16 protein-coding genes and 1 rRNA gene are annotated in these 19,695 nt (G+C 73.3%); 7 read left to right on the forward strand and 10 right to left on the reverse strand.

The window, feature by feature from the left end; translation table 11 throughout:
- Positions 1-138: 138 nt before the first annotated feature.
- From recN to ACFYMO_RS27075, 7 genes are all read right to left on the reverse strand, one after another.
- The gene (recN, locus tag ACFYMO_RS27045) at positions 139-1,881 is read right to left on the reverse strand and encodes a DNA repair protein RecN (RefSeq protein WP_388549585.1); all 1,743 of its coding nucleotides are present in this window, start codon (positions 1,879-1,881) and stop codon (positions 139-141) included.
- Between the two features lie 292 nt (positions 1,882-2,173).
- Entirely contained in the window at positions 2,174-3,175 is a 1,002-nt protein-coding gene (locus ACFYMO_RS27050; protein ID WP_388549587.1) for an NAD kinase, read from the reverse strand.
- On the reverse strand, positions 3,172-3,978 hold the full coding sequence (locus tag ACFYMO_RS27055; RefSeq protein WP_366774523.1) for a TlyA family RNA methyltransferase: 807 nt from the start codon (positions 3,976-3,978) through the stop codon (positions 3,172-3,174). The genes ACFYMO_RS27050 and ACFYMO_RS27055 overlap by 4 nt, the downstream gene beginning before the upstream one ends.
- Positions 3,979-3,981: 3 nt before the next feature.
- Positions 3,982-4,491 carry a hypothetical protein gene (locus tag ACFYMO_RS27060; RefSeq protein WP_388549590.1) on the reverse strand — a complete coding sequence of 170 codons (510 nt, stop codon included), beginning with the start codon at positions 4,489-4,491 and terminating at the stop codon, positions 3,982-3,984.
- A gap of 40 nt (positions 4,492-4,531) precedes the next feature.
- On the reverse strand, positions 4,532-5,377 hold the full coding sequence (locus ACFYMO_RS27065) for an ABC transporter ATP-binding protein (protein ID WP_388549593.1): 846 nt from the start codon (positions 5,375-5,377) through the stop codon (positions 4,532-4,534).
- Between the two features lie 59 nt (positions 5,378-5,436).
- Positions 5,437-6,489, reverse strand: coding sequence for a FecCD family ABC transporter permease (locus ACFYMO_RS27070; protein WP_388549595.1), 1,053 nt, complete (start codon positions 6,487-6,489; stop codon positions 5,437-5,439).
- Positions 6,486-7,565: an iron chelate uptake ABC transporter family permease subunit gene (locus tag ACFYMO_RS27075; RefSeq protein ID WP_366774520.1), complete on the reverse strand. Its 1,080-nt coding sequence runs from the start codon at positions 7,563-7,565 to the stop codon at positions 6,486-6,488. The genes ACFYMO_RS27070 and ACFYMO_RS27075 overlap by 4 nt, the downstream gene beginning before the upstream one ends.
- 168 nt (positions 7,566-7,733) lie before the next feature.
- Here ACFYMO_RS27075 and ACFYMO_RS27080 point away from each other — a divergent pair, with 168 nt between their 5' ends.
- Positions 7,734-8,762, forward strand: a complete 1,029-nt coding sequence (locus ACFYMO_RS27080) for an ABC transporter substrate-binding protein (RefSeq protein WP_366774519.1) — start codon at positions 7,734-7,736, stop codon at positions 8,760-8,762.
- A gap of 104 nt (positions 8,763-8,866) precedes the next feature.
- Complete coding sequence (locus ACFYMO_RS27085) at positions 8,867-9,763, forward strand: siderophore-interacting protein (protein ID WP_388549599.1); 897 nt, start codon at positions 8,867-8,869, stop codon at positions 9,761-9,763.
- A gap of 69 nt (positions 9,764-9,832) precedes the next feature.
- Here the strand turns inward: ACFYMO_RS27085 and ACFYMO_RS27090 are convergent, their stop codons facing one another.
- Positions 9,833-10,906 (reverse strand): HAD hydrolase-like protein, encoded by a 1,074-nt coding sequence (locus ACFYMO_RS27090; RefSeq protein ID WP_366774517.1) that lies wholly within the window; start codon positions 10,904-10,906, stop codon positions 9,833-9,835.
- A 145-nt stretch (positions 10,907-11,051) separates the two neighbouring features.
- Here ACFYMO_RS27090 and ACFYMO_RS27095 point away from each other — a divergent pair, with 145 nt between their 5' ends.
- From ACFYMO_RS27095 to ACFYMO_RS27115, 5 genes are all read left to right on the forward strand, one after another.
- Positions 11,052-12,323: a DUF1015 domain-containing protein gene (locus ACFYMO_RS27095; RefSeq protein WP_366774516.1), complete on the forward strand. Its 1,272-nt coding sequence runs from the start codon at positions 11,052-11,054 to the stop codon at positions 12,321-12,323.
- Between the two features lie 190 nt (positions 12,324-12,513).
- The gene (locus ACFYMO_RS27100) at positions 12,514-14,025 is read left to right on the forward strand and encodes an aspartate aminotransferase family protein (protein WP_366774515.1); all 1,512 of its coding nucleotides are present in this window, start codon (positions 12,514-12,516) and stop codon (positions 14,023-14,025) included.
- Complete coding sequence (locus ACFYMO_RS27105) at positions 14,019-15,410, forward strand: lysine N(6)-hydroxylase/L-ornithine N(5)-oxygenase family protein (protein WP_388549604.1); 1,392 nt, start codon at positions 14,019-14,021, stop codon at positions 15,408-15,410. Before ACFYMO_RS27100 ends, ACFYMO_RS27105 begins: the two co-directional genes overlap by 7 nt.
- Positions 15,407-15,988 (forward strand): GNAT family N-acetyltransferase, encoded by a 582-nt coding sequence (locus ACFYMO_RS27110; protein WP_366774513.1) that lies wholly within the window; start codon positions 15,407-15,409, stop codon positions 15,986-15,988. The genes ACFYMO_RS27105 and ACFYMO_RS27110 overlap by 4 nt, the downstream gene beginning before the upstream one ends.
- A complete protein-coding gene (locus tag ACFYMO_RS27115) occupies positions 15,985-17,796 on the forward strand; it encodes an IucA/IucC family protein (RefSeq protein ID WP_388549608.1) in 1,812 nt (603 codons plus the stop codon). Before ACFYMO_RS27110 ends, ACFYMO_RS27115 begins: the two co-directional genes overlap by 4 nt.
- Positions 17,797-17,924: 128 nt before the next feature.
- Here ACFYMO_RS27115 and ACFYMO_RS27120 read toward each other — a convergent pair whose 3' ends face one another.
- Both ACFYMO_RS27120 and rrf read right to left on the reverse strand, forming a co-directional pair.
- On the reverse strand, positions 17,925-18,638 hold the full coding sequence (locus ACFYMO_RS27120) for a tetratricopeptide repeat protein (RefSeq protein ID WP_366774539.1): 714 nt from the start codon (positions 18,636-18,638) through the stop codon (positions 17,925-17,927).
- A gap of 962 nt (positions 18,639-19,600) precedes the next feature.
- Positions 19,601-19,695 (reverse strand): 5S ribosomal RNA (gene rrf, locus ACFYMO_RS27125); the annotation flags it as partial.

Consider the following 19,695-nt stretch of genomic DNA (forward strand, 5'->3'; position numbering starts at 1 on the left):
GTGCGGACCGTGGCGCCGCCACGCAGGGCGTACACCCCGCGCTTTCACTCACACGAGTGAAAGCGCGCGAAGTCAAGCCGTGCGCCCCCGGGCGCGCGCCCCTCCTCGCACCACCGGGCGGCGGGCCGGAGGGGCGGCTCACAGACCGCCGCGGGCCGCCTCCAGGAGTTCCTCGGCGTGTGCCCGGGCGAGTTCGGAGTCCTCCTGACCGGCGAGCATCCGGGACAGCTCGCGCACCCGCTCCTCGCCGTCCATGACGCGGACACCGCTGTGGGTCACCGACCCGTCGTCGGTCTTCTGCACCACCAGGTGCCGGTCGGCGAACGCCGCCACCTGCGGCAGGTGCGTGACCACCACGACCTGCGCCGACCGGGCCAGTCGCGCCAGCCGGCGCCCGACCTCGACCGCCGCCTTGCCTCCGACACCCGCGTCGACCTCGTCGAAGAGATAGGTCGGCACCGGATCGGAGTCGGCGAAGACCACTTCCACGGCGAGCATCACCCGGGACAGCTCGCCGCCGGAGGCACCCTTGGCGATGGGCCGGGGCGGCGCACCCGGGTGCGGGGCGAGCAGCAGTTCGACCTCGTCCGTGCCGTGCGGCCCGAAAGCCACCGCCCGTCCGTCGACCTCGATGCCGTCCGGGTCCTCGGTGTGCTTGAGCGCGAAGCTGACCCGGGCGTGCGGCATGGCCAGCTCCGCCAGCTCCTCGGTCACCGCGTCCGCGAACCGTTTGGCGGCGTCCGCACGCGCCTCGCCGAGCGTGCGGGCGAGGGAGCCGAGCTCGGCACGGAGCGCGTCCCGCTCAGCACCCAGCTCGCCGATCCGGTCGTCGTCGCCCTCCAGCTCGGCCAGCCGCTCGGCACCCTCCCGGGCCCAGCCGAGGACGGCGGCGATGTCCGCGCCATATTTGCGGGTGAGCTGCGCGAGTGCGGCACGGCGCTCCTCGACCGCGGCCAGGCGGAGCGGATCGGCGTCCAGGTCGTCGGCGTACCCGGCCAGTTCGCCCGCGATGTCGGAGAGCAGGATGTGCACCTCGCCCAGCCGGTCGGCGAGCGCGGCCAGCGCCGGATCGTGCGCGCGGACCGCCTCAAGGGCACGGTGCGCCCCGGCGACCAGCGTGGCCGCGTCGACACCTTCCGGGTCGGCCGGGTCTCCGGCCAGCGCACCGTGCGCGGTGGTGGCGGCCGAGGCCAGCGCCTCGGCATGGCCCAGCCGTTCGGCCTCGGCCGCCAGCTCGGTGTCCTCACCGGACCGCGGCTCGGCGGCCTCGACCTCCTGGATCCCGAACCGCAGCAGATCCGCCTCCTGGGCGCGTTCGCGGGCCCGGGTGGTCAGCTCCTCCCACTCCGCGGCGACAGCCCGCAGCCTGCGGTACGCCTCCCGGTAGGCGGCCAGCGGCCGGGCCACGGCCTCGCCCGCGTAGCGGTCCAGCGCCTCGCGCTGCCGCGCGGCCCGCAGCAGGCCCAGCTGATCCGTCTGGCCGTGCACGGCCACCAGGTCGGCGCCCAACTCCGCGAGCAGCCCGGCCGGCACCGAACGCCCGCCCACGTGGGCCCGCGACCGCCCTTCGGCCGAGACGGTGCGACTGACCAGCAACGCTCCCTCGTCCAGCTCGGCGCCCGCCTCCTCGGCCCGGCGCGCCGCCGGCGCGTCCGGTGCCAGCGCGATCCGGCCCTCGACGAGGGCGGACCTGGCGCCGACCCGGACCAGCCCGGCATCGGCACGCCCCCCGAGCAGCAGCCCGAGGCTCGTGACGACCATGGTCTTCCCGGCGCCGGTCTCGCCGGTCACCGCGGTGAAGCCTGGGGACAGCTCGACAACGGCGTCGTCGATCACGCCCAGGGCTTTGATCCGCATCTCCTCCAACACGGATACGACCATACGAGGTCCCCGCGCACCGGCCACACCTGTGGTCCGGGTGGTAGCCGGATCGTGGTGCGGCACCACGGGGGAACTCGACCCGGGTTGCACCGGTATACCCGTTTCCTCCCCCACGTCTCGGCCCGGGCTCCCCCACCCCGCGCGGTTCCCCGCCGTTCAGGGAGCGGCGCGCGCCGCCGCACGCGCCGCGCCACCGCCCCGCGCCGGCCCGCACCCTGCGGCAGGCCCCACGTCGGGTCGTCGAAGCCCCGTCCGCCGGGCAGGGGCGGACGGGCTCCGTCGAGGACGCTCCCTAGCGCGGCGCCCCGCGCCAGCCCGTGACGGGCAGCGCAAATTTGGCGACCAGACGGTCGGTGAACGAGGCATGGTGCAACCGCGCCAGCCGTACCGGCACCGCGCCGCGCCGCACCTCCACCCGGGCCCCGGCGGGGAGTTCGACGCTGCGCCGCCCGTCGGCCCACAGCACCCCGTGCGGCGTCTGGGGCCGGACCTCGACGGCCAGCACCGAATCGGGCGCGGTCACCAGGGGCTTGGCGAACAGCGCGTGCGCGCTGATCGGCACCATCAGCAGCGCCTCCACCTCCGGCCACACCACCGGTCCCCCCGCGGAGAACGCGTAGGCCGTGGAGCCGGTGGGGCTGGCGCACACCACGCCGTCCCCGCCGAAGCTGGAGACGGGCCGTCCGTCGACCTCGATGACGACCTCCAGCATCCGCTCGCGCGCCGCCTTCTCCACCGAGACCTCGTTGAGCGCCCAGTCGGCGTGCACCACCTGGCCGCTGCCGGGGCTGTGCGCACCGTGGCCGCCGTTGCGCACCAGCACGTCGAGGGTCATCCGCTCCTCGACCTCGTAGGCGCGGGAGACCACGCGGTCCACGACCTGGTCCAGATCGTCGCGCTCGGCCTCGGCGAGGAAGCCGACCCGGCCGAGGTTGACGCCGAGCATCGGCACGCCCGAGGCGCGGGCGAACTCGGCGCCGCGCAGCAGGGTGCCGTCCCCGCCGAGCACGACCAGCAGTTCGCAGCCCTCGGCCGCGTCCTGCCTGGCCGACACGGTCTGCACCCGCTCGGGCAGCGGCAGGTCGGCCGCCTCGTCCGCGAGCACCCGCACCCCGATCCCGCAACGCAGCAGCCCCTGGACCACCAGTTCGGCGCTGCGCACGGCGGCCGGTCTGCCGGTGTGCGCGAGCAGGAAGACCGTACGGTCCCCGCCCGCCGCGCCGGGGTCCGGCGCACCGCCCCGGCGGTCACCGGGAGGGTGTGCTGGCTGCGTAGCTCCGCTGTCCTCGGTCACTTGGGCCCCTCCGCCACCGCTCGCTCGACTTCGGCCGGGTCGAGGGTGTCGGCCCCGGCACGCAGCCACAGAAAGTATTCGACGTTTCCCGAGGGCCCGGGCAGCGGACTCGAGGTGACGCCCAGCGCGCCCAGGCCCAGGGCCGCCGCGTGTCCGGCGACCGTTCGCACGGCCTCGGCGCGCAGCTCCGGACTGCGGACGACACCTCCGCTGCCCAGCCGATCCCTGCCCACTTCGAACTGCGGCTTCACCATCAGCACCAGATCCGCCTCGGGTACGGCGCAGCGGACCAGCGCGGGCAGGACGAGCCCCAGGGGGATGAACGACAAGTCACCGACGACGAGTTCCACCGGCTCGCCGTCGATGTCCTCCAACGTCAGTTCCCGGACATTCGTACGGTCCTTGACGGTGACCCGCGGGTCGTTCCGCAGCGACCAGGCGAGCTGCCCGTAGCCCACGTCCACGGCGACCACCCGGGCCGCCCCGGCGCGCAGCAGCACGTCCGTGAAGCCGCCGGTGGAGGCGCCCGCGTCCAGCGCACGCCGGCCGGTCACCCGCAGTCCGCGGGGGCCGAACGCCTCCAGCGCTCCGGCGAGCTTGTGGCCGCCGCGCGAGACATAGCCCGGATCGTTCTCGTCCGCCTTGACGACCAGCGCGGCACTGGTCTCGACCTGGGTGGCCGACTTGGCCGCGACGTTGCCGCCGACCGTGACCCGGCCCGCAGCGATCAACTGGCCCGCATGCTCCCGGGAGCGGGCGAGGTTGCGGCGTACCAGCTCCGCGTCGAGTCGGCGTCGTGCCACGGTTCAGCTCCGGGGTGTGTGGGGGCGGTCCAGCGCGGCCAGGCTCTCGCGCAGGCCGTCGTGGACATCTTCGTACACCTCCAGATGGCCGGAGACAGCGAGGTGGTCGGCGTCCTCCAGCCGCTTGAGCCGGGCGTCGACCGGGCCGTTTCCGGTGGGGCGCACACCCACGCCGAGGGGGCGCGGACCGTCTTCGGGCTCCTCCTCCGGCTCGGGCCCGGAGCCGACCGGCCCGCCGTCCGGCCCGGGGACGCGGCCGACCGCCTCCTCCGGCTCGGCGCGCGGCTCCTCGTCCCCGCCGGGTGCGGCCTCCGGCTCGCGTGCGTCCGCCGGCTCGGGGAGGCCCGGGCCGCGGCGGACCCCGGGGTCCTCGGGGCGGTCCGCCGGGGCCTGCCCGGGGTGCCCGTGCGGCTGATCGGGCCGCACCGTCTCGTCGTACCGCTCGGTGGCGCTCCCCGGGGGCTGCTGCTCGGGGACACGGCCGGGCCCGGGGCCCTGCGCGAACTCGCTCATGCCCCGACGCTACCCTCCGGGTCCGACAGAGCCGCCCGTGTCAGCGCCGTGCCGCGGGCACCACCAGCGGGGTGCCGGTCTCGGGATCGTCGATGACACGGCAGGGCATGCCGAAGACCTCCGCCACCAGTTCCGCCGTCACGATCTCGCCGGGTTCGCCCTGTGCGACGATCCGGCCGTCCCGCATGGCGATCAGATGGGTGGCGTAGCGGGCCGCGTGGTTGAGGTCGTGCAGGACGGCGACCAGGGTGCGCCCCTCCTCCTCGTGCAGCCGGGCGCACAGGTCGAGGATCTCGATCTGGTGGGCGATGTCCAGATAGGTGGTGGGCTCGTCCAGCAGCAGCAGCGGTGTCTGCTGCGCCAGCGCCATGGCGATCCACACCCGCTGCCGCTGGCCTCCGGACAGCTCGTCCACGAAGCGGTCCCCCAGGCCCTCGACGCCGGTGGCCGCCATGGACTCGGCCACCACCCGCTCGTCGTCGCGCGACCACTGCCGCAGCAGTCCCTGGTGCGGATAGCGGCCCCGGGCCACCAGGTCGGCGACGGTGATGCCGTCGGGCGCGGTGGACGACTGGGGCAGCAGGCCCAGGGTGCGGGCGAGTGACTTGGCCGGCAGGCCCGCGACGTCGGCGCCGTCCAGCAGCACCTGCCCGCGGGTGGGTTTGAGCATCCGCGAGAGCGCGCGCAGCAGCGTCGACTTGCCGCACGCGTTGGGGCCGACGACGACCGTGAAGGACCGGTCGGGCACGGCCACGTCCAGCTCGCGGGCGATGGTGCGCTGGTCGTAGCCGAGGGTGAGGTCGTGCCCGGTCAGCCGGGGCTCGCCGGCCGCCGGCCCGGCGGCGGCCGCGGTCTGCGCCCGGTCGGCCTGTGTCGCGGTCTTCATCGTGTCCCCGCCTCCGTGGTGCGTACGTACGTGGGTGCCGGTCGGGCCGTGGGTGCCGGTCATATCCGCCCCGCTCTGCGCTCGGTGGCCAGCAGCCAGACCAGGTACCCGCCGCCCACCACTCCGGTGATCACGCCCACCGGCAGCTGGTGCCCCTCGAAGGCCCGCTGGGCGAGCAGATCGGCGCAGATCAGCAGCAGGGTGCCCATGCACAGGGAAGGCAGCAGATTGGGGCCCGGCGCCTTCGTCAACCGCCGGGCGAGCTGCGGGGCGCACAGCGCGACGAAGGAGACCGGCCCGGCCGCGGCGGCCGAGAGCGCCACCAGCAGGATCCCGGCGACCAGCAGCGCGAGCCGGGTGTGTTCGACCCGGACACCGAGCGCGTAGGCCGCGTCGTCTCCCATCTCCATCATGCCCAGCGCACGTCCGCAGCCGAGCAGCACCAGCGGGACGAGCACCACCATGCCCAGGGCCAGCGGCAGTACGTCGTCCCAGCCGCGCCCGTCCAGGCTGCCGGTCATCCACAGCACGGCGCGGGACGCCTCGGTGAGGCCCGCCCGGGTGATGAGGTAGCTGTTGACGCCGGTCAGGATGGCGGTGGTGCCGACTCCGACGAGCACCAGCCGATAGCCGTGCATGCCGCGCCTCCAGGCGAGGGCGTAGATCAGCGTGCCGGTGACGAGTGCCCCGGCCACGGCGCCGCCCGCCAGCAGGGCACTGCTGCCGCCCACGGCGAAGATGACCAGCAGCGCCCCGGCGGCCGCTCCGTTGGTGAAGCCGAGGATGTCCGGGCTGCCGAGCGGGTTGCGGACGACGGCCTGGAAGACGGCGCCGCTCAGCCCCAGGCTCGCGCCGACGAGCAGGGCGGTCGCGGTGCGGGGCAGCCGCAGCTCGTTCACGATGAACGCGTCGGCGGGGTCGCCCTGTCCGAGCAGGGTGCGCAGTACGTCGCCGGGCGGCATCGGGTACTCGCCGCTGCCGATCGCGAACACGGCGGCGACCAGCGCGAGCAGCAGGCATCCGGCGCCGACCAGCAGGGCGCGCGGACGGTAGCCGACCGAGAGGCCGCCCGCGGTGCGGACGACACGGGAACGGGTGCCGGTGAGGCTCATACGTGTGCCACCCTCCGCCTGCGCACGAAGTAGAGGAAGAGCGGTCCGCCCAGCACCACGGTCACGATGCCGACCTGCAGTTCGCCGGGGCGGCCCAGGATCCGTCCGAGGATGTCGGCGCCCAGCAGCAGCACGGGCGCCAGGACGGCGCAGTAGGGCAGCATCCAGCGCTGGTCGGGGCCGGTGAGCGCGCGCACCATGTGCGGCACCATCAGTCCGACGAAGACGATCGGCCCGCACGCCGCGGTGGCGGCGCCGCACAGCAGGGTGATGGCCACGATGGCGGCGGCGCGGGTCCTGGCGGGCCGGGAGCCGAGGGCGCGGGCCGCGTCGTCGCCGAGCGCGAGCGCGTTCAGCGGCCGGGCCAGCGCCAGCGCGACCAGCGCGCCGACCGCGATGAAGGGCAGGGCCGAGAGGACCGTGGCGTCCTGGGCGCGGGCGAGCGAGCCGACCATCCAGAACCGCATCCGGTCCAGCGAAGCGGTGTCCAGGAGCTGCACGGCGCTCACGTAGGAGATCAGCGCGGCGTTCAGCGCCGTCCCCGCCAGGGCGAGCCGGGCGGGCGTGGCGCCGCGGCCGCCACCCACGGCGTAGACGAGTACGGAGACCGCCGCGGCGCCCAGGAAGGCGAAGCCGATGTACCCGGTGTATCCGGCGACGCCGAAGAAGGAGATGGCGGTGACGACGGCCGCCGCGGCACCCGCGTTGATGCCCAGCAGGCCGGGGTCGGCCAACGGGTTGCGGGTGAGCGCCTGCATGACGCCGCCCGCCAGACCGAGCGCCGCGCCGGCGAGCAGGCCGAGGAAGGTGCGCGGCAGCCGCATCTCGTGGACGACGGGATAGCTCGCCGAGCCGCTGTCCAGCAGGCCCGACCACGCCTCCCCCAGGGAGAGCGGCCGGGCACCGAAGGCGAGGCTGAGCAGGGCGACGAGCAGCAGGACAAGAGTGGCGGCCAGCAGCCCGGCGGCCCGGGCGAGCGGCGCCCGGGCCCGGGCGGGCTGTTCCGCGCGGGCGGCCGACGGCTCTTGCTCGACCGCCGACCCCCCTTGTATCCGCGGAGACTTGGGGAGAGTCACGTACGCGCTCCGGTAGGGGCCGGGGAATCGTGCGGCCCGGCCACTGGACAACAACAACTTTGGTTAGGTTAGCCTAACTGGGAACTCGGCCCCATGGCCGCCCCGCATGGACGTCCGCGGCCTGCCCGCGGTGCGTTCGCAGCACGTCGAGAGAAGGCCGGAGAGAAAATGCCCAGCTCCTCCCCCATGTCCCCGCTTTCGCGCCGCGGTCTGCTCGCCGCGGGCGGCGCCGTCGGCCTCGGCGCGCTGCTCACCGCCTGCGGAAGTGACGACTCCGGATCCGGTTCGGGCAATGACCCGAAGGGCAAGGGCTGGTCCTTCACCGACGGCCGCGGCGAGAAGGTCTCCCTGGACGCTGTGCCGGAGCGGATCGTCGCCTACACGGCCACGGCCGCCGCGCTGTGGGACTTCGGCGTCCGCGACCAGGTCGTCGGCGTCTTCGGGCCGACCAAGAAGAAGAACGGCGAGCCCGACGTGCTCGCCGGGGACATGGACATATCCAAGGTCGAGATCATCGGCAACGCCTTCGGCGAGTTCGACCTGGAGAAGTACGCAAAACTCCGGCCGCAGCTGCTGATCAGCAACATGTACCTGAAGGACGCGCTCTTCTACGTCCCGGACGAGAGCAAGGACAAGATCTACAAGCTGGCCCCGCACGTGGCCATGAAGGCCGCCGGGGTGCCGATGCTGGAGGTCGTACAGCAGTACGCCAAGCTCGCCGAGTCGCTGGGCGCGGATGTGCAGGCCAAGGCCGTCACCGATGCCAAGGCCCGCTTCGAGAAGGCCGCCGAGCGGCTGCGCAAGGCGGCGAAGAGCGGCATCCGCGTGATGGCCGCCGCCGGGGCGCCCGACCTGTTCTACGTCTCGGACCCGGACGCCAGCACCGACCTGCAGTACTTCAAGCAGCTCGGGGTGGACTTCGTGAAGCCGAAGAAGCTCAGCAAGCAGGGCTTCTTCGAGGAGCTGAGCTGGGAGAACGCGGACAAGTACGCAGCCGATCTGATCATCCTGGACAACCGCACCCAGTCCCTGCAGCCCAAGGCCCTCGCCTCGAAGCCGACCTGGAAGGACCTGCCTGCCGTCAAGGCGGACCAGGTCGCCCCCTGGGCGGCGGAGCCCCGCTTCTCCTACGCGGGCGCCGCACCGCTGCTGGAGAACCTCGCGGAGGCGATCGAGAAGGCCGAGAAGGTCCGCTGACCCGCCGCGGGGCCCGGCACCCCCGGGCCCGCCGGGCCACCTCCGTCCGCATTATTTCCCGCCCGCACCGCCCGCACCCGTCCCTCCCGGGAGGAGCAGCCACGATGAGCAAGGCCAGCACGGCGCAGTCCGCGCCCTCCACCGTCCCGTTCGAGTTCTTCGCCCTGCACGTCGTCAGGACCCGCCGACTGGGTCCGACCCTGCTGCGGGTCACCTTCGGGGGCGAGGGGCTGGACCTGTTCGCCTCCGGGGGCCGCGACCAGCGCGTCAAGCTCTTCCTGCCGCAGCCGGGGCAGACCGCGCCGGTGGTCCCCGTCGCGGCGGGCACGGAGTGGTTCGCCGAGTGGCGGGCGATGGACGAGAACATCCGCGGGATCATGCGCAGTTACACCGTGCGGGCACTGCGCAAGGGCAGCCAGTACGGCGCCGCGGACGAGCTGGACATCGACTTCGCGCTGCACGGCGAGATCGGTCCCGCCTCGCGCTGGGCGCTGCGGGCCGCGCCCGGGGACCGGGTGACGCTGCTCGGCCCGGTCGTCGAGGACAACGCCGGTGTCGACTTCCGGCCGCCGGAGGGCACCGACTGGGTGCTGCTGAGCGGTGACGAGACGGCCCTGCCCGCCATCGGGGCCGTGCTGGAGTGGCTGCCGGCCGGGATGCCGGTGCGGGTGTTCGTGGAGGTCGCGCACCGGGAGGACATCCAGGACCTGCCGACCCTCTCGGACGCGCGGATCTCCTGGCTGGTGCGGGACGAGTCCGGGAGCCGGGCCGCCGGCTCCCGGACCGAGCGCGCGGTCTCGGCCGTGCGCTCGGCCGGGCTGCCCCCGGGCACGCCCTACGCGTGGCTCGCGGGCGAGGCAGGCACGGTCAAGGCCCTGCGGCGCCATCTGGTGAACGAGCGGGGCTTCGACCGCCGGTCGGTCACCTTCACCGGCTACTGGCGGGCCGGCACCTCGGAGGAGCAGCTGGTCGCCGAGGCTCTCGCGGCCGCGGCGAGCTGAGGCCCGCACGGCCGCGGCAGGCCGGGGCCCGCTCGGCGCCCGGCCGCCGCACAGTCCCCGGCCCCCGCCTCAGAACCCCAGCCGGGTCAGGGCCTGCTCCGCGTCCAGTCGGCACTCCGCGGTTCCGGCCGCCGACCAGGCCGCCCCGCACAGGGCCCGCAGCCCGTCGGCCGGATCGCCGTCCCCCGCCACCTCCAGCCGCCCGTCCCCGGCCCGGGCGCTCCAGCCACCGCAGCCGGCAGCGCCGTCCGGCCCCACCGTCACCTCCGGTTGGGGCTCCAGCAGGCCCCGCAGGTCGCGGGCCACATAGGTGGGGCGGTGCACCGGGGAGGCGGCGAGCAGCCGGGCCGCATCAGTCACCCCGGTCAGCACCAGCAGCGAGTCCACGCCCCCCGCGTGCGCCCCCTCGATGTCGGTGTCCAGCCGGTCGCCGACGACCAGCGGGCGCCGCGCACCGGTGCGCAGGATGGACTCCCGGTGCATCGGCGGCAGCGGCTTGCCCGCCACCTCGGGCTCGGGCGGCGTGCGCATCCAGCGGGTCGCGAGGCGCACGACCTCCACGGCCGAGCCGTTGCCCGGCGCGATGCCGCGTCCGCTGGGGATGGTCAGATCGGTGTTGGACGCGAACCACGGCACCCCGCGCTGCACGGCGAGCGCCGCCTCGACCAGCCGCCCCCACTCCATCGACGGCCCGCCGTAGCCCTGCACCACGGCTGCGGGGTCCTCGTCCGCCGTCTCGACGACGGTCAGCTCCCGCTCCGCCAGCGCGGCCCGCAGCCCCTCGGCGCCGACCGCCAGGACCCGCGCACCGCGCGGCATCCGCTCGGCGACGAGCCGGGCGACGGCCTGCGCCGAGGTGATGATCTCCTCGGCCGCCGCCGGCACGCCCAGTTCCGTCAGATGCGCGGCGACCACCTGCGGAGTGCGGGCCGCGTTGTTGGTCACGTACGCCGTCCGCAGCCCGCTCGCCCGGGCGGCGGCGAGGGAGTCGACGGCATGGGGCACGGCCTCTCCCCCGGCGTAGACGACCCCGTCCAGGTCCAGCAGTGCCGTGTCGTACGCGGTGTGCAGCGCGCGCTCGCTGGCCTGCGGGGCGCGCCGCGGCGCCGGTGCCGCCGTGTCGGAGGCGGGGCTGTCGTGCATCAGGGGTCGCTCCTCGTGCTCTCTCCCGGGGGACGCGGACGCCGGGGCCGGCCTGCGCGCGGTCCGATCCTCTCGCACCCTCCGCACCCCTGCGCCCCCTGTGCCCCGCTCCACCGGCCGCGGGGCACCGGCATACCATGCACGGATGACCGTCCGAGGACTGAGACTCACCCCGTTCCGGGGGCTGCGCTACGTGCCGGAGAAGGTCAGCAGCCTCGCTGCCGTGACCTCGCCCCCGTACGACGTGGTGGTCCGGCCGGACGGACTGCGGCACCTGGAGACCGCGGACCCCTACAACATCGTGCGGCTCATCCTGCCCCAGGCCGAGGATCCGGCGGCGCGGCACCGCAAGGCCGCCGACACCCTGCGCCGCTGGCAGGACGAAGGGGTGCTGGCACGCGATCCGCAGCCCGCGCTGTACGTCTACGAGCAGCGCAAGGGCGAGCTGCTGCAGCGCGGTCTGATCGGTGCCCTGCGGCTGTCGGATCCCGAAGAGGGGATCGTGCTCCCGCACGAGGCGGTGATGGACGAGGTCGTGGCCGACCGCGCGGAACTGATGGGCGAGATGGCCGCCAACCCCGAGCCGCTGCTGCTCTCCTACCGCGGCGACGGCACCCGCAGCGGCGCCACCGCCGTCATCGAGCGGACCATACGCGGCGCGCCGCTGGCGGCGACGACCACCGAGGACGGTTTCGCGCACCGGCTGTGGGCGGTCACGGATCCGGCCGAACTCGCCCAGGTGGACGCCGAGCTGTCCCGGCACAGCGCGCTGATCGCCGACGGGCACCACCGCTGGGCGACCTATCTTCGGCTCCGCGCCGAACAGGGCGGCGGGGCCGGGGAATCGCCGTGGAACCACGGCTTGGTCCTGCTGGTGGACACCGCGCGCTATCCGCTGCAGGTACGCGCCATCCACCGGATACTGCCCAGGCTGCCGGTGAAGCGGGCGCTCGATCTCCTCGACCGCGCGGAGGCGCCCTTCCGGGTGCGTACGCTGGAGGCGCCGCTGGACGAGGCGCTGGAGGAACTTGCCGACACCCCGGGGAACGCGTTCCTGCTGACCGGGGGCGACGGCGTCTTCCACCTGCTCGACCGGCCCGCTCCGGCCCTGCTGGAGCGCACGGTCCCGGCTGACCGGCCCGAGGCGTGGCGCCGGCTGGACGCCACGGTGCTGCACTCCACGCTGCTGGACGCGGTCTGGCAGGTGCCCGACCGCCCGGCGGACATCGGCTATCTGCACCACGTGGAGGCGGCGTTGGAACAGGCGGCGGCGCACGGCGGTACGGCTGTGCTGCTGCGGCCCGTTCCGGAGTCGACGGTGCGGGCGCTCGCCGAGCGCGGTGTGACGATGCCCCGCAAGTCGACCTCGTTCGGCCCCAAGCCCGCCACCGGACTGGTACTGCGCACCCTGCGCTGACCGCGGCGGCCCGCGCACCCGGCGCCGACGGGCCGCCCGCCGTGGCCCGCGCCGCCTGCGGGCCACTCCCGTGCCCCCTCGCGGGTCGCCGCGAGGCCCCCTTGCATGCGGACGAACAGAGCTGGTTAGGCTAGCCTTACCTGACCGCGCGAGTCGCGCGGGTGCCACGTCCGTGTCAGGAGGACACTTCATGAGCAGCAGGTCCCACCTGCTCAACGACAGGACAGCGGAGCACTACAGGCGCTCCCTCACACACGGCGTCGAACGGGTCGCCGCGAGACTCGCCCGCACCGAGCAGCCGTTCACCGGCGTCACCCCGGCCGGGCTCGCCCCCACCGTGTCCGCCGTGGACCTGGAGAAGCCCCTGGGCACGGCGAGCGAGGCACTGGACGAGCTGGAGCGCGTGTACCTCCGCGACGCCGTCTACTTCCACCATCCGCGCTACCTCGCGCATCTCAACTGCCCCGTGGTCATTCCGGCCGTGCTCGGAGAAGCCGTGCTCTCCGCCGTCAACTCCTCCCTGGACACCTGGGACCAGAGCGCGGGCGGCACCCTGATCGAGCGGCGGCTCGTGGCCTGGACCGCGCAGCGGGTGGGCTTCGACGCGTCCGCCGACGGCATCTTCACCAGCGGCGGTTCGCAGTCCAATCTGCAGGCGCTGCTGCTGGCCCGCGAGGAGACCTGCCGCCTGGTGCGGAAGAACTCCGAGACCGCGCTCAGCACCCCGCAGATCCTGCCGAAGCTGCGGATCCTCACCTCCGAGTGCAGCCATTTCAGCATCGAGAAGGCCGCGGTGCTGCTGGGCCTGGACACCGAGGCCGTCGTCCCGGTGCCCTGTGACGAACAGCGGCGGATGCGCGTCGACGCGCTGGGCGAGGAGATGGCCCGCTGCGAGCGGGCCGGAGAGACGGTGATGGCCGTCGTCGCCACCGCCGGCACCACCGACTTCGGCAGCATCGACCCGCTGTCCGCCGTGGCCGACCTGTGCGAGCGGACGGGCACCTGGCTGCACGTGGACGCCGCCTACGGCTGCGGACTGCTCACCTCGCGCCGCCGCCGCGGGCTGCTGGCCGGTATCGAGCGTGCCGACTCGGTCACCGTCGACTACCACAAGTCCTTCTTCCAGCCGGTGAGCTCCAGCGCCGTCCTGGTCCGCGACGGGGACACCCTGCGCCATGTCACCTACCACGCCGACTACCTCAACCCGGCGCGCAGCGTGGAGCGGGAGATACCCAACCAGGTCGACAAGTCACTCCAGACCACGCGGCGGTTCGACGCGCTCAAGCTCTGGATGACACTGCGGGTGATGGGCGCCGACGCGCTCGGCGAACTGTTCGACGAGTGCGTGGACCGGGCCGCCGAAGCGTGGCACCTGCTGGACGCCGACGAACGGTTCGACGTCGTCGTCGAACCCCGGCTCTCCACCCTCGTCTTCCGCCACCTCCCGCGCGGCGCGGACGCCGCCCTCACCGACCGGGCGAACCTGCACGCGCGTGACGCGCTGTTCGCCTCCGGCGAGGCCGTCGTCGCCGGCACCGTGGTCGACGGCCGCCACCACCTCAAGTTCACCCTGCTCAACCCGGAGACCTCGACCGCCGACATCGCCGCGGTCCTGGACCTGATCGCCGCACACGCCGACCGGTACGCCGCCGAGCACGGCGCGGTCCACCCGCCCGCCCTCAGCACCGCCCCGGCATGCTGACCGATCCGACCCGGAGCCCCCACGTGACGCCCTCCAGCGCCGGCCCCGCCGACATACCCGTCCACGATTTCGTCGCCATCGGAGTGGGCCCCTTCAACCTGGGCCTCGCCTGTCTGACCGCGCCGCTGGCGGAGCTCGACGGGATCTTCCTGGACGACAAGCCGGAGTTCGACTGGCACCCCGGCATGATGCTGGACGACAGCACCCTGCAGACCCCGTTCCTGTCCGACCTGGTCACCCTGGCCGACCCCACCTCGCCGTTCTCCTTCCTCAACTACCTCAAGGAGTCCGGCCGGCTGTACGCGTTCTACATACGCGAGAGCTTCTACCCCCTTCGTGCGGAGTTCAGCGACTACTGCCGCTGGGCGGCCGACCGCCTGGGCGACACCGTGCGGTTCGGCCACCGCGTCACCTCGGTCGAGTACGACGGGGCCGACGGCCTCTACACCGTCCACGCCGAGCACCTGCCCGACGGGGAGCACCGCGCCTTCCGCGCCCGGAAGCTCGTCCTGGGCACCGGCACCCCGCCGCACCTCCCCGGGCCGTGCCAGGATCTGGGCGGCGACCTGCTGCACAACTCCCGCTATCTGGAGCACAAGGAGGCGCTGCAGCGGAAGCAGAGCATCACCCTGATCGGCAGCGGCCAGAGCGCGGCGGAGATCTACCACGACCTCCTCCAGGACATCGACACCCACGGCTACTCGCTCACCTGGCTCACCCGCTCCCCCCGCTTCTTCCCGCTCGAATACACCAAGCTGACGCTGGAGATGACCTCCCCGGAGTACGTGGACTACTTCCACTCGCTCCCGGCCGACACCCGGGACAGCCTGGTCGCCTCCCAGAAGAACCTCTACAAGGGCATCAACACCGAGCTGATCGACGCCATCTTCGACCTGCTCTACCGGAAGAACCGCCGCGCCCCCTGCCCCACCCGGCTGATGACCAACACCGCGCTCACCGACGCCGCGTACGACGAGTCCGCCGGCACCTACACCCTCGGGCTGCGCCAGGAGGAGCAGAACCGTGACTTCAGCCTCACCACCGAGGGACTGATCCTGGCCACCGGCTACCGCTACCAGCGGCCGGACTTCCTCGGCCCGATCACCGACCGCATCGAATGGGATGCCCAGGGCCGCTTCGCCGTACGCCGCGACTACAGCATCGACACCTCCGGTCAGGAGATCTACGTGCAGAACGCGGAGCTGCACACCCACGGTTTCGTGGCCCCCGACCTGGGCATGGCCGCCTATCGCAACTCCTGCATCATCCGCGAGCTGCTCGGCCGGGAGGTCTACCCGGTCGAGAAGTCCATCGCCTTCCAGGAGTTCGCCGCACCGGCGGACACACCGGCCGCGCCCGCCGCGGTCCCGGAGGCAGCGCTGTGACCACCGCCGATGCCACCGTCTTCACCCGCACCGACGAAGAACTGGGCACCTTCTCGCTGCGCCCCGTCGACCCGCTCGCCGACACCGGGCTGCTGCACCGCTGGGTGACCCACCCCAAGTCCGCGTTCTACCTGTTGCAGGACGCCTCGCTGCCCGACGTGGAACGCGAGTTCATGAGCATCGCGGCCGCCCCGCACCACGACGCCTTCCTCGGCCTGCACCGGGGGGAGCCCGCCTTCCTCATGGAGCGCTACGACCCCCGGTACGTGGAACTGGCCGGGCTCTACCCGCACCGGCCGGGCGACGTCGGCATGCACTTCCTGTGCGCGCCCACCGAGCAGCCCGTCCACGGCTTCACCCGGGCGGTGATCACCACCGTGATGGCGATGCTCTTCTCCGACGCGGACACCCGGCGCGTCGTCGTCGAACCGGACGTCCGCAACACCGCCGTGCACGCCCTCAACGAGGCCGTGGGCTTCCGCGTCGACTCCACCCTCACCAAGCCGGAGAAGGAAGCCCTGCTCAGCTTCTGCACCCGCGAGCAGTTCCGGACCGCCACAGGAGAAACCCCCGCATGACGCTCCCTCTCACCCCCCGGCCCTCGCAGCCGCACGAAGCGGTCAGCCACCTCACCCCCGAGCGCTGGGAGCGGGCGACCCGGCTCCTGATCCGCAAAGCCCTCGCGGAGTTCAGCCACGAACGGCTGCTGGAACCCGCTCCACTGGACGGCCAGGAGCGCCGGTACGCGGTCCGCTCCGACGACGGCGCCACCGAGTACCGCTTCACGGCCCGCCGCTCGGCCCTCGACCACTGGCAGGTGGACGCCGACAGCGTCACCCGGCACCGGGCGGGGGGCGAACTCCCGCTGGACGCCCTGGCGTTCATCACGGAACTGCGCAGCGCCCTGGGGCTGGGCGAGGAGATCCTCCCCGTCTACCTGGAGGAGATCAGCAGCACCCTGGCCAGTACCGCCTTCAAGCTGGCGGCCACGCCCAGGAGCGCGGCGGAGCTGGCCGCGGCCGACTTCCAGACCATCGAGTCCGGGATGACCGAGGGCCACCCCTGCTTCGTCGCCAACAACGGCCGGCTCGGCTTCGACAGCGCCGAGTACCGTGCCTACGCGCCCGAGGCCGGAGCGCCCGTACGGCTGGTCTGGGTCGCCGCGCACCGCACCCGCACCACCTTCACCACCGGCGCCGACCTCAGCTACGACAAGCTGCTGCTCTCCGAACTCCCCGCCGCCACCCTGCGCCGCTTCTCGGCCACCATGGCCGAACAGGGCCTGGACCTGGACGACTACTACCTCGTCCCGGTCCACCCCTGGCAGTGGTGGAACAAACTCTCGGTGACCTTCGCCGCCGAGATCGCCCAGCGCTCCCTGGTCTGCCTGGGCCACGGCGACGACGCGTACCTGGCCCAGCAGTCGATCCGCACCTTCTTCAACTCGGACCACCCCGAGAAGCACTATGTGAAGACCGCGCTCTCGGTCCTCAACATGGGCTTCGTCCGCGGTCTGTCCGCCGCCTACATGGAGGCCACACCCGCCATCAACGACTGGCTGGCCGAGCTGGTGGCAGGCGACGACATCCTGCGCGGCACCGGCCTGGGTCTGCTGCGCGAACGCGCCGCCGTCGGCTACCACCCCGCCCCCTACGAGGCCGCGGCGCCCAAGGGCTCCCCCTATCTCAAGATGCTGGCGGCCCTCTGGCGGGAGAGCCCGGCGCCGTTCCTCGACGAGGGCGAGAAGCCGGCCACCATGGCGTCGCTCCTGCACGTCGACCGCGACGGCGACTCCTTCGCCGCGGCCCTGGTGCGGCAGTCGGGCCTGGAGCCCGCCGAGTGGCTCCGCGCCTATCTCCACGCCTACCTCACCCCCCTCCTGCACTGCTTCTACGCCCACGACCTGGTGTTCATGCCGCACGGCGAGAACGTGATCCTGGTCCTGGACGCACACGGCGTGCCCCGCCGCGTGCTCTTCAAGGACCTGGCCGAGGAGATCGCGGTGATGAGCCGGGACGCCGACCTGCCGCCCGAGGTGGAACGCATCCGCGCGGACGTCCCGGAGGACATGAAGATCCTCTCCCTGTTCACCGACGTCTTCGACTGCTTCTTCCGCTTCCTGGCCCCCGCTCTCGACACGGCGGGAGTCCTGGACGAGGACACCTTCTGGTCGACGGTGGCCGACGTGGCGAAGGGCTACCAGAAGTCGACCCCCGAGCTGGCCGACCGGCACGCCCGGTACGACCTGTTCGCCGACGAGTTCGCCCTCTCCTGCCTCAACCGCCTCCAGCTCCGCAACAACCAGCAGATGGTCGACCTCCAGGACCCGGCCGGTGCCCTTCAGCTGACGGGGACACTCCGCAACCCCCTGGCCCGGTACCGGTAGCAGCAGACCCCCGGCACAACAGCAGGGCGGACCCTTGGGGGATCCGCCCTGCTGTCCATGCGTTCGTATGTCGTCCTGCTGCCCGTCGCGCGCATCCGCCCCCGCGGCGGCGGACGGGCACCCGGTGCTCAGTCCTCGGCCGGGGGCTCCTCTTCGGCGTCCTCGTCGAGGGCGTCGATGAACTCGACACCGTCCAGCTCGGCCAGCCGGTCGGACGCGTCGGTCACCCCGCCCTGGTCGGCCTCCAGCGCCTTGGCGAACCAGTCACGTGCCTCGTCACTCCGCCCCACCTCCAGCAGCGCGTCCGCGTAGGCGTACCGCAACCGGGCCGTCCACGGCTGCGTCGAGTGAGAGGCCAGCTCCGGGCTCTGCAGCGTGACCACCGCGGCGTCCGGCTGCCCCATGTCCCGGCGCGCTCCGGCCGCGACCAGCCGCATCTCGACCTGCCCGGCCTTGTCGAGCTTCTGCACCTCCGGCTCGCCGGCCATCGCCAGCGCCTTCTCCGGACGGCCCAGCCCACGCTCGCAGTCGGCCATCACCGGCCACAGGTGCTGGAGCCCGGTCATCCGCCGCGCAGCGCGGAACTCGGCGAGCGCCTCCGCGTACTTCTGCACTCCGTACGCCGCGAATCCGGCAGCCTCCCGCACCGAGGGCACCCGCGACGCGAGCCGCAGCGCCACCTTCGCGTACGCGTACGCCTGCTCGGGATCCTCGTCCAGCAGCCGCGACACCATCACCAGGTTCCGGGCGACATCCCCGGCCAGTGTCTTCGGCAGGCTCATCAGCTCCTGCTTGACGTCCTTGTCCAGCTCGTCCCCGGTGACGTCCTCGTCGATCGGCAGACGCCGCAGCGGCTCCCGGTCCGGCCGCTCCTGGCGCCGGTCCCGGTCCCCGCGCCCCGCGTACGGCCGCTCCCGGTCCCCGCCACGGCGGAAGCCGCCGCCACGCCGGTCATCACGCCGATCGTCGCGCCCGTTCCTGCGGTCGTCCGGACGGCCGTCCCGGCGCTCGTCACGCACCCGGCCGCCGCCCTGGCCGTACGGCCGCCGACCGCCGCGGTCGTCGTCCCGGCGCGGGCCACGGCCACCCTGCGGACGCCCGGCGTCCCGGGGCTCGCTGCGGTCCCGGCGGTCGCGACCGTCGTCACGGCTGTCACGGCGGAAGGGTGCGCGACCGCGGTCATCCCGCTGCGGCCGGTCGCCCCGGTATCCGCCACGCCGCTCCTCGCCGCGGCCGTCACGTCCACGGTCATCGCGACGGGGTCGGTCGTCACGTGCCCGGTCGTCACGGCGGGGGCGCTCGTCGCGGCCACGGTTGTCGCGGCGGTCATCCGCTCGGCTGTCCCGACGGTCATCCCGGCGGAAGCCGGAGCCACCCTGGCCGCCCTGCCGAGGACGGTCGTCCCGGCCACGGCTGCCGTAGGCCCGCTCGTCGCCGCGTCCGCGGTCGTCCCTGCGGCGCTCGTCGTCGCGCCGGTCATCACGCCGGTCGCTGCGCCGATAGCCCTGCGAAGAGCCGCGCTCCCCACGCCGCAATCCCCCACCTGCACGGTCGCCACCCTCGCGACCGGGGCCGCGGGTGCGCTCGCGGCCGTCGCCGCCGCGCAGGCCGGACTGCCGCGGCCGACGGTCGGCTCGATCGCGATCGTCTGACGAACTGGGGGACATCGGTGACTCCTGTCTGCGGTACCTGCGTTTCGATTCTCGCGCAGGTGCTGGAACAACGCTCTTCGGAAAGCCGGGGACAACAAAAAAGCCCTTGGCCTCCAGCGCATGCACGCTGGAGGCCAAGGGCCATAAAGATTGTTCGGCGGCGTCCTACTCTCCCACACGCTCCCGCATGCAGTACCATCGGCGCTGAAAGGCTTAGCTTCCGGGTTCGGAATGTGACCGGGCGTTT

Origin of the sequence: Streptomyces sp. NPDC007025 (assembly GCF_042869455.1) — a bacterium.
GTDB lineage: Bacteria > Actinomycetota > Actinomycetes > Streptomycetales > Streptomycetaceae > Streptomyces.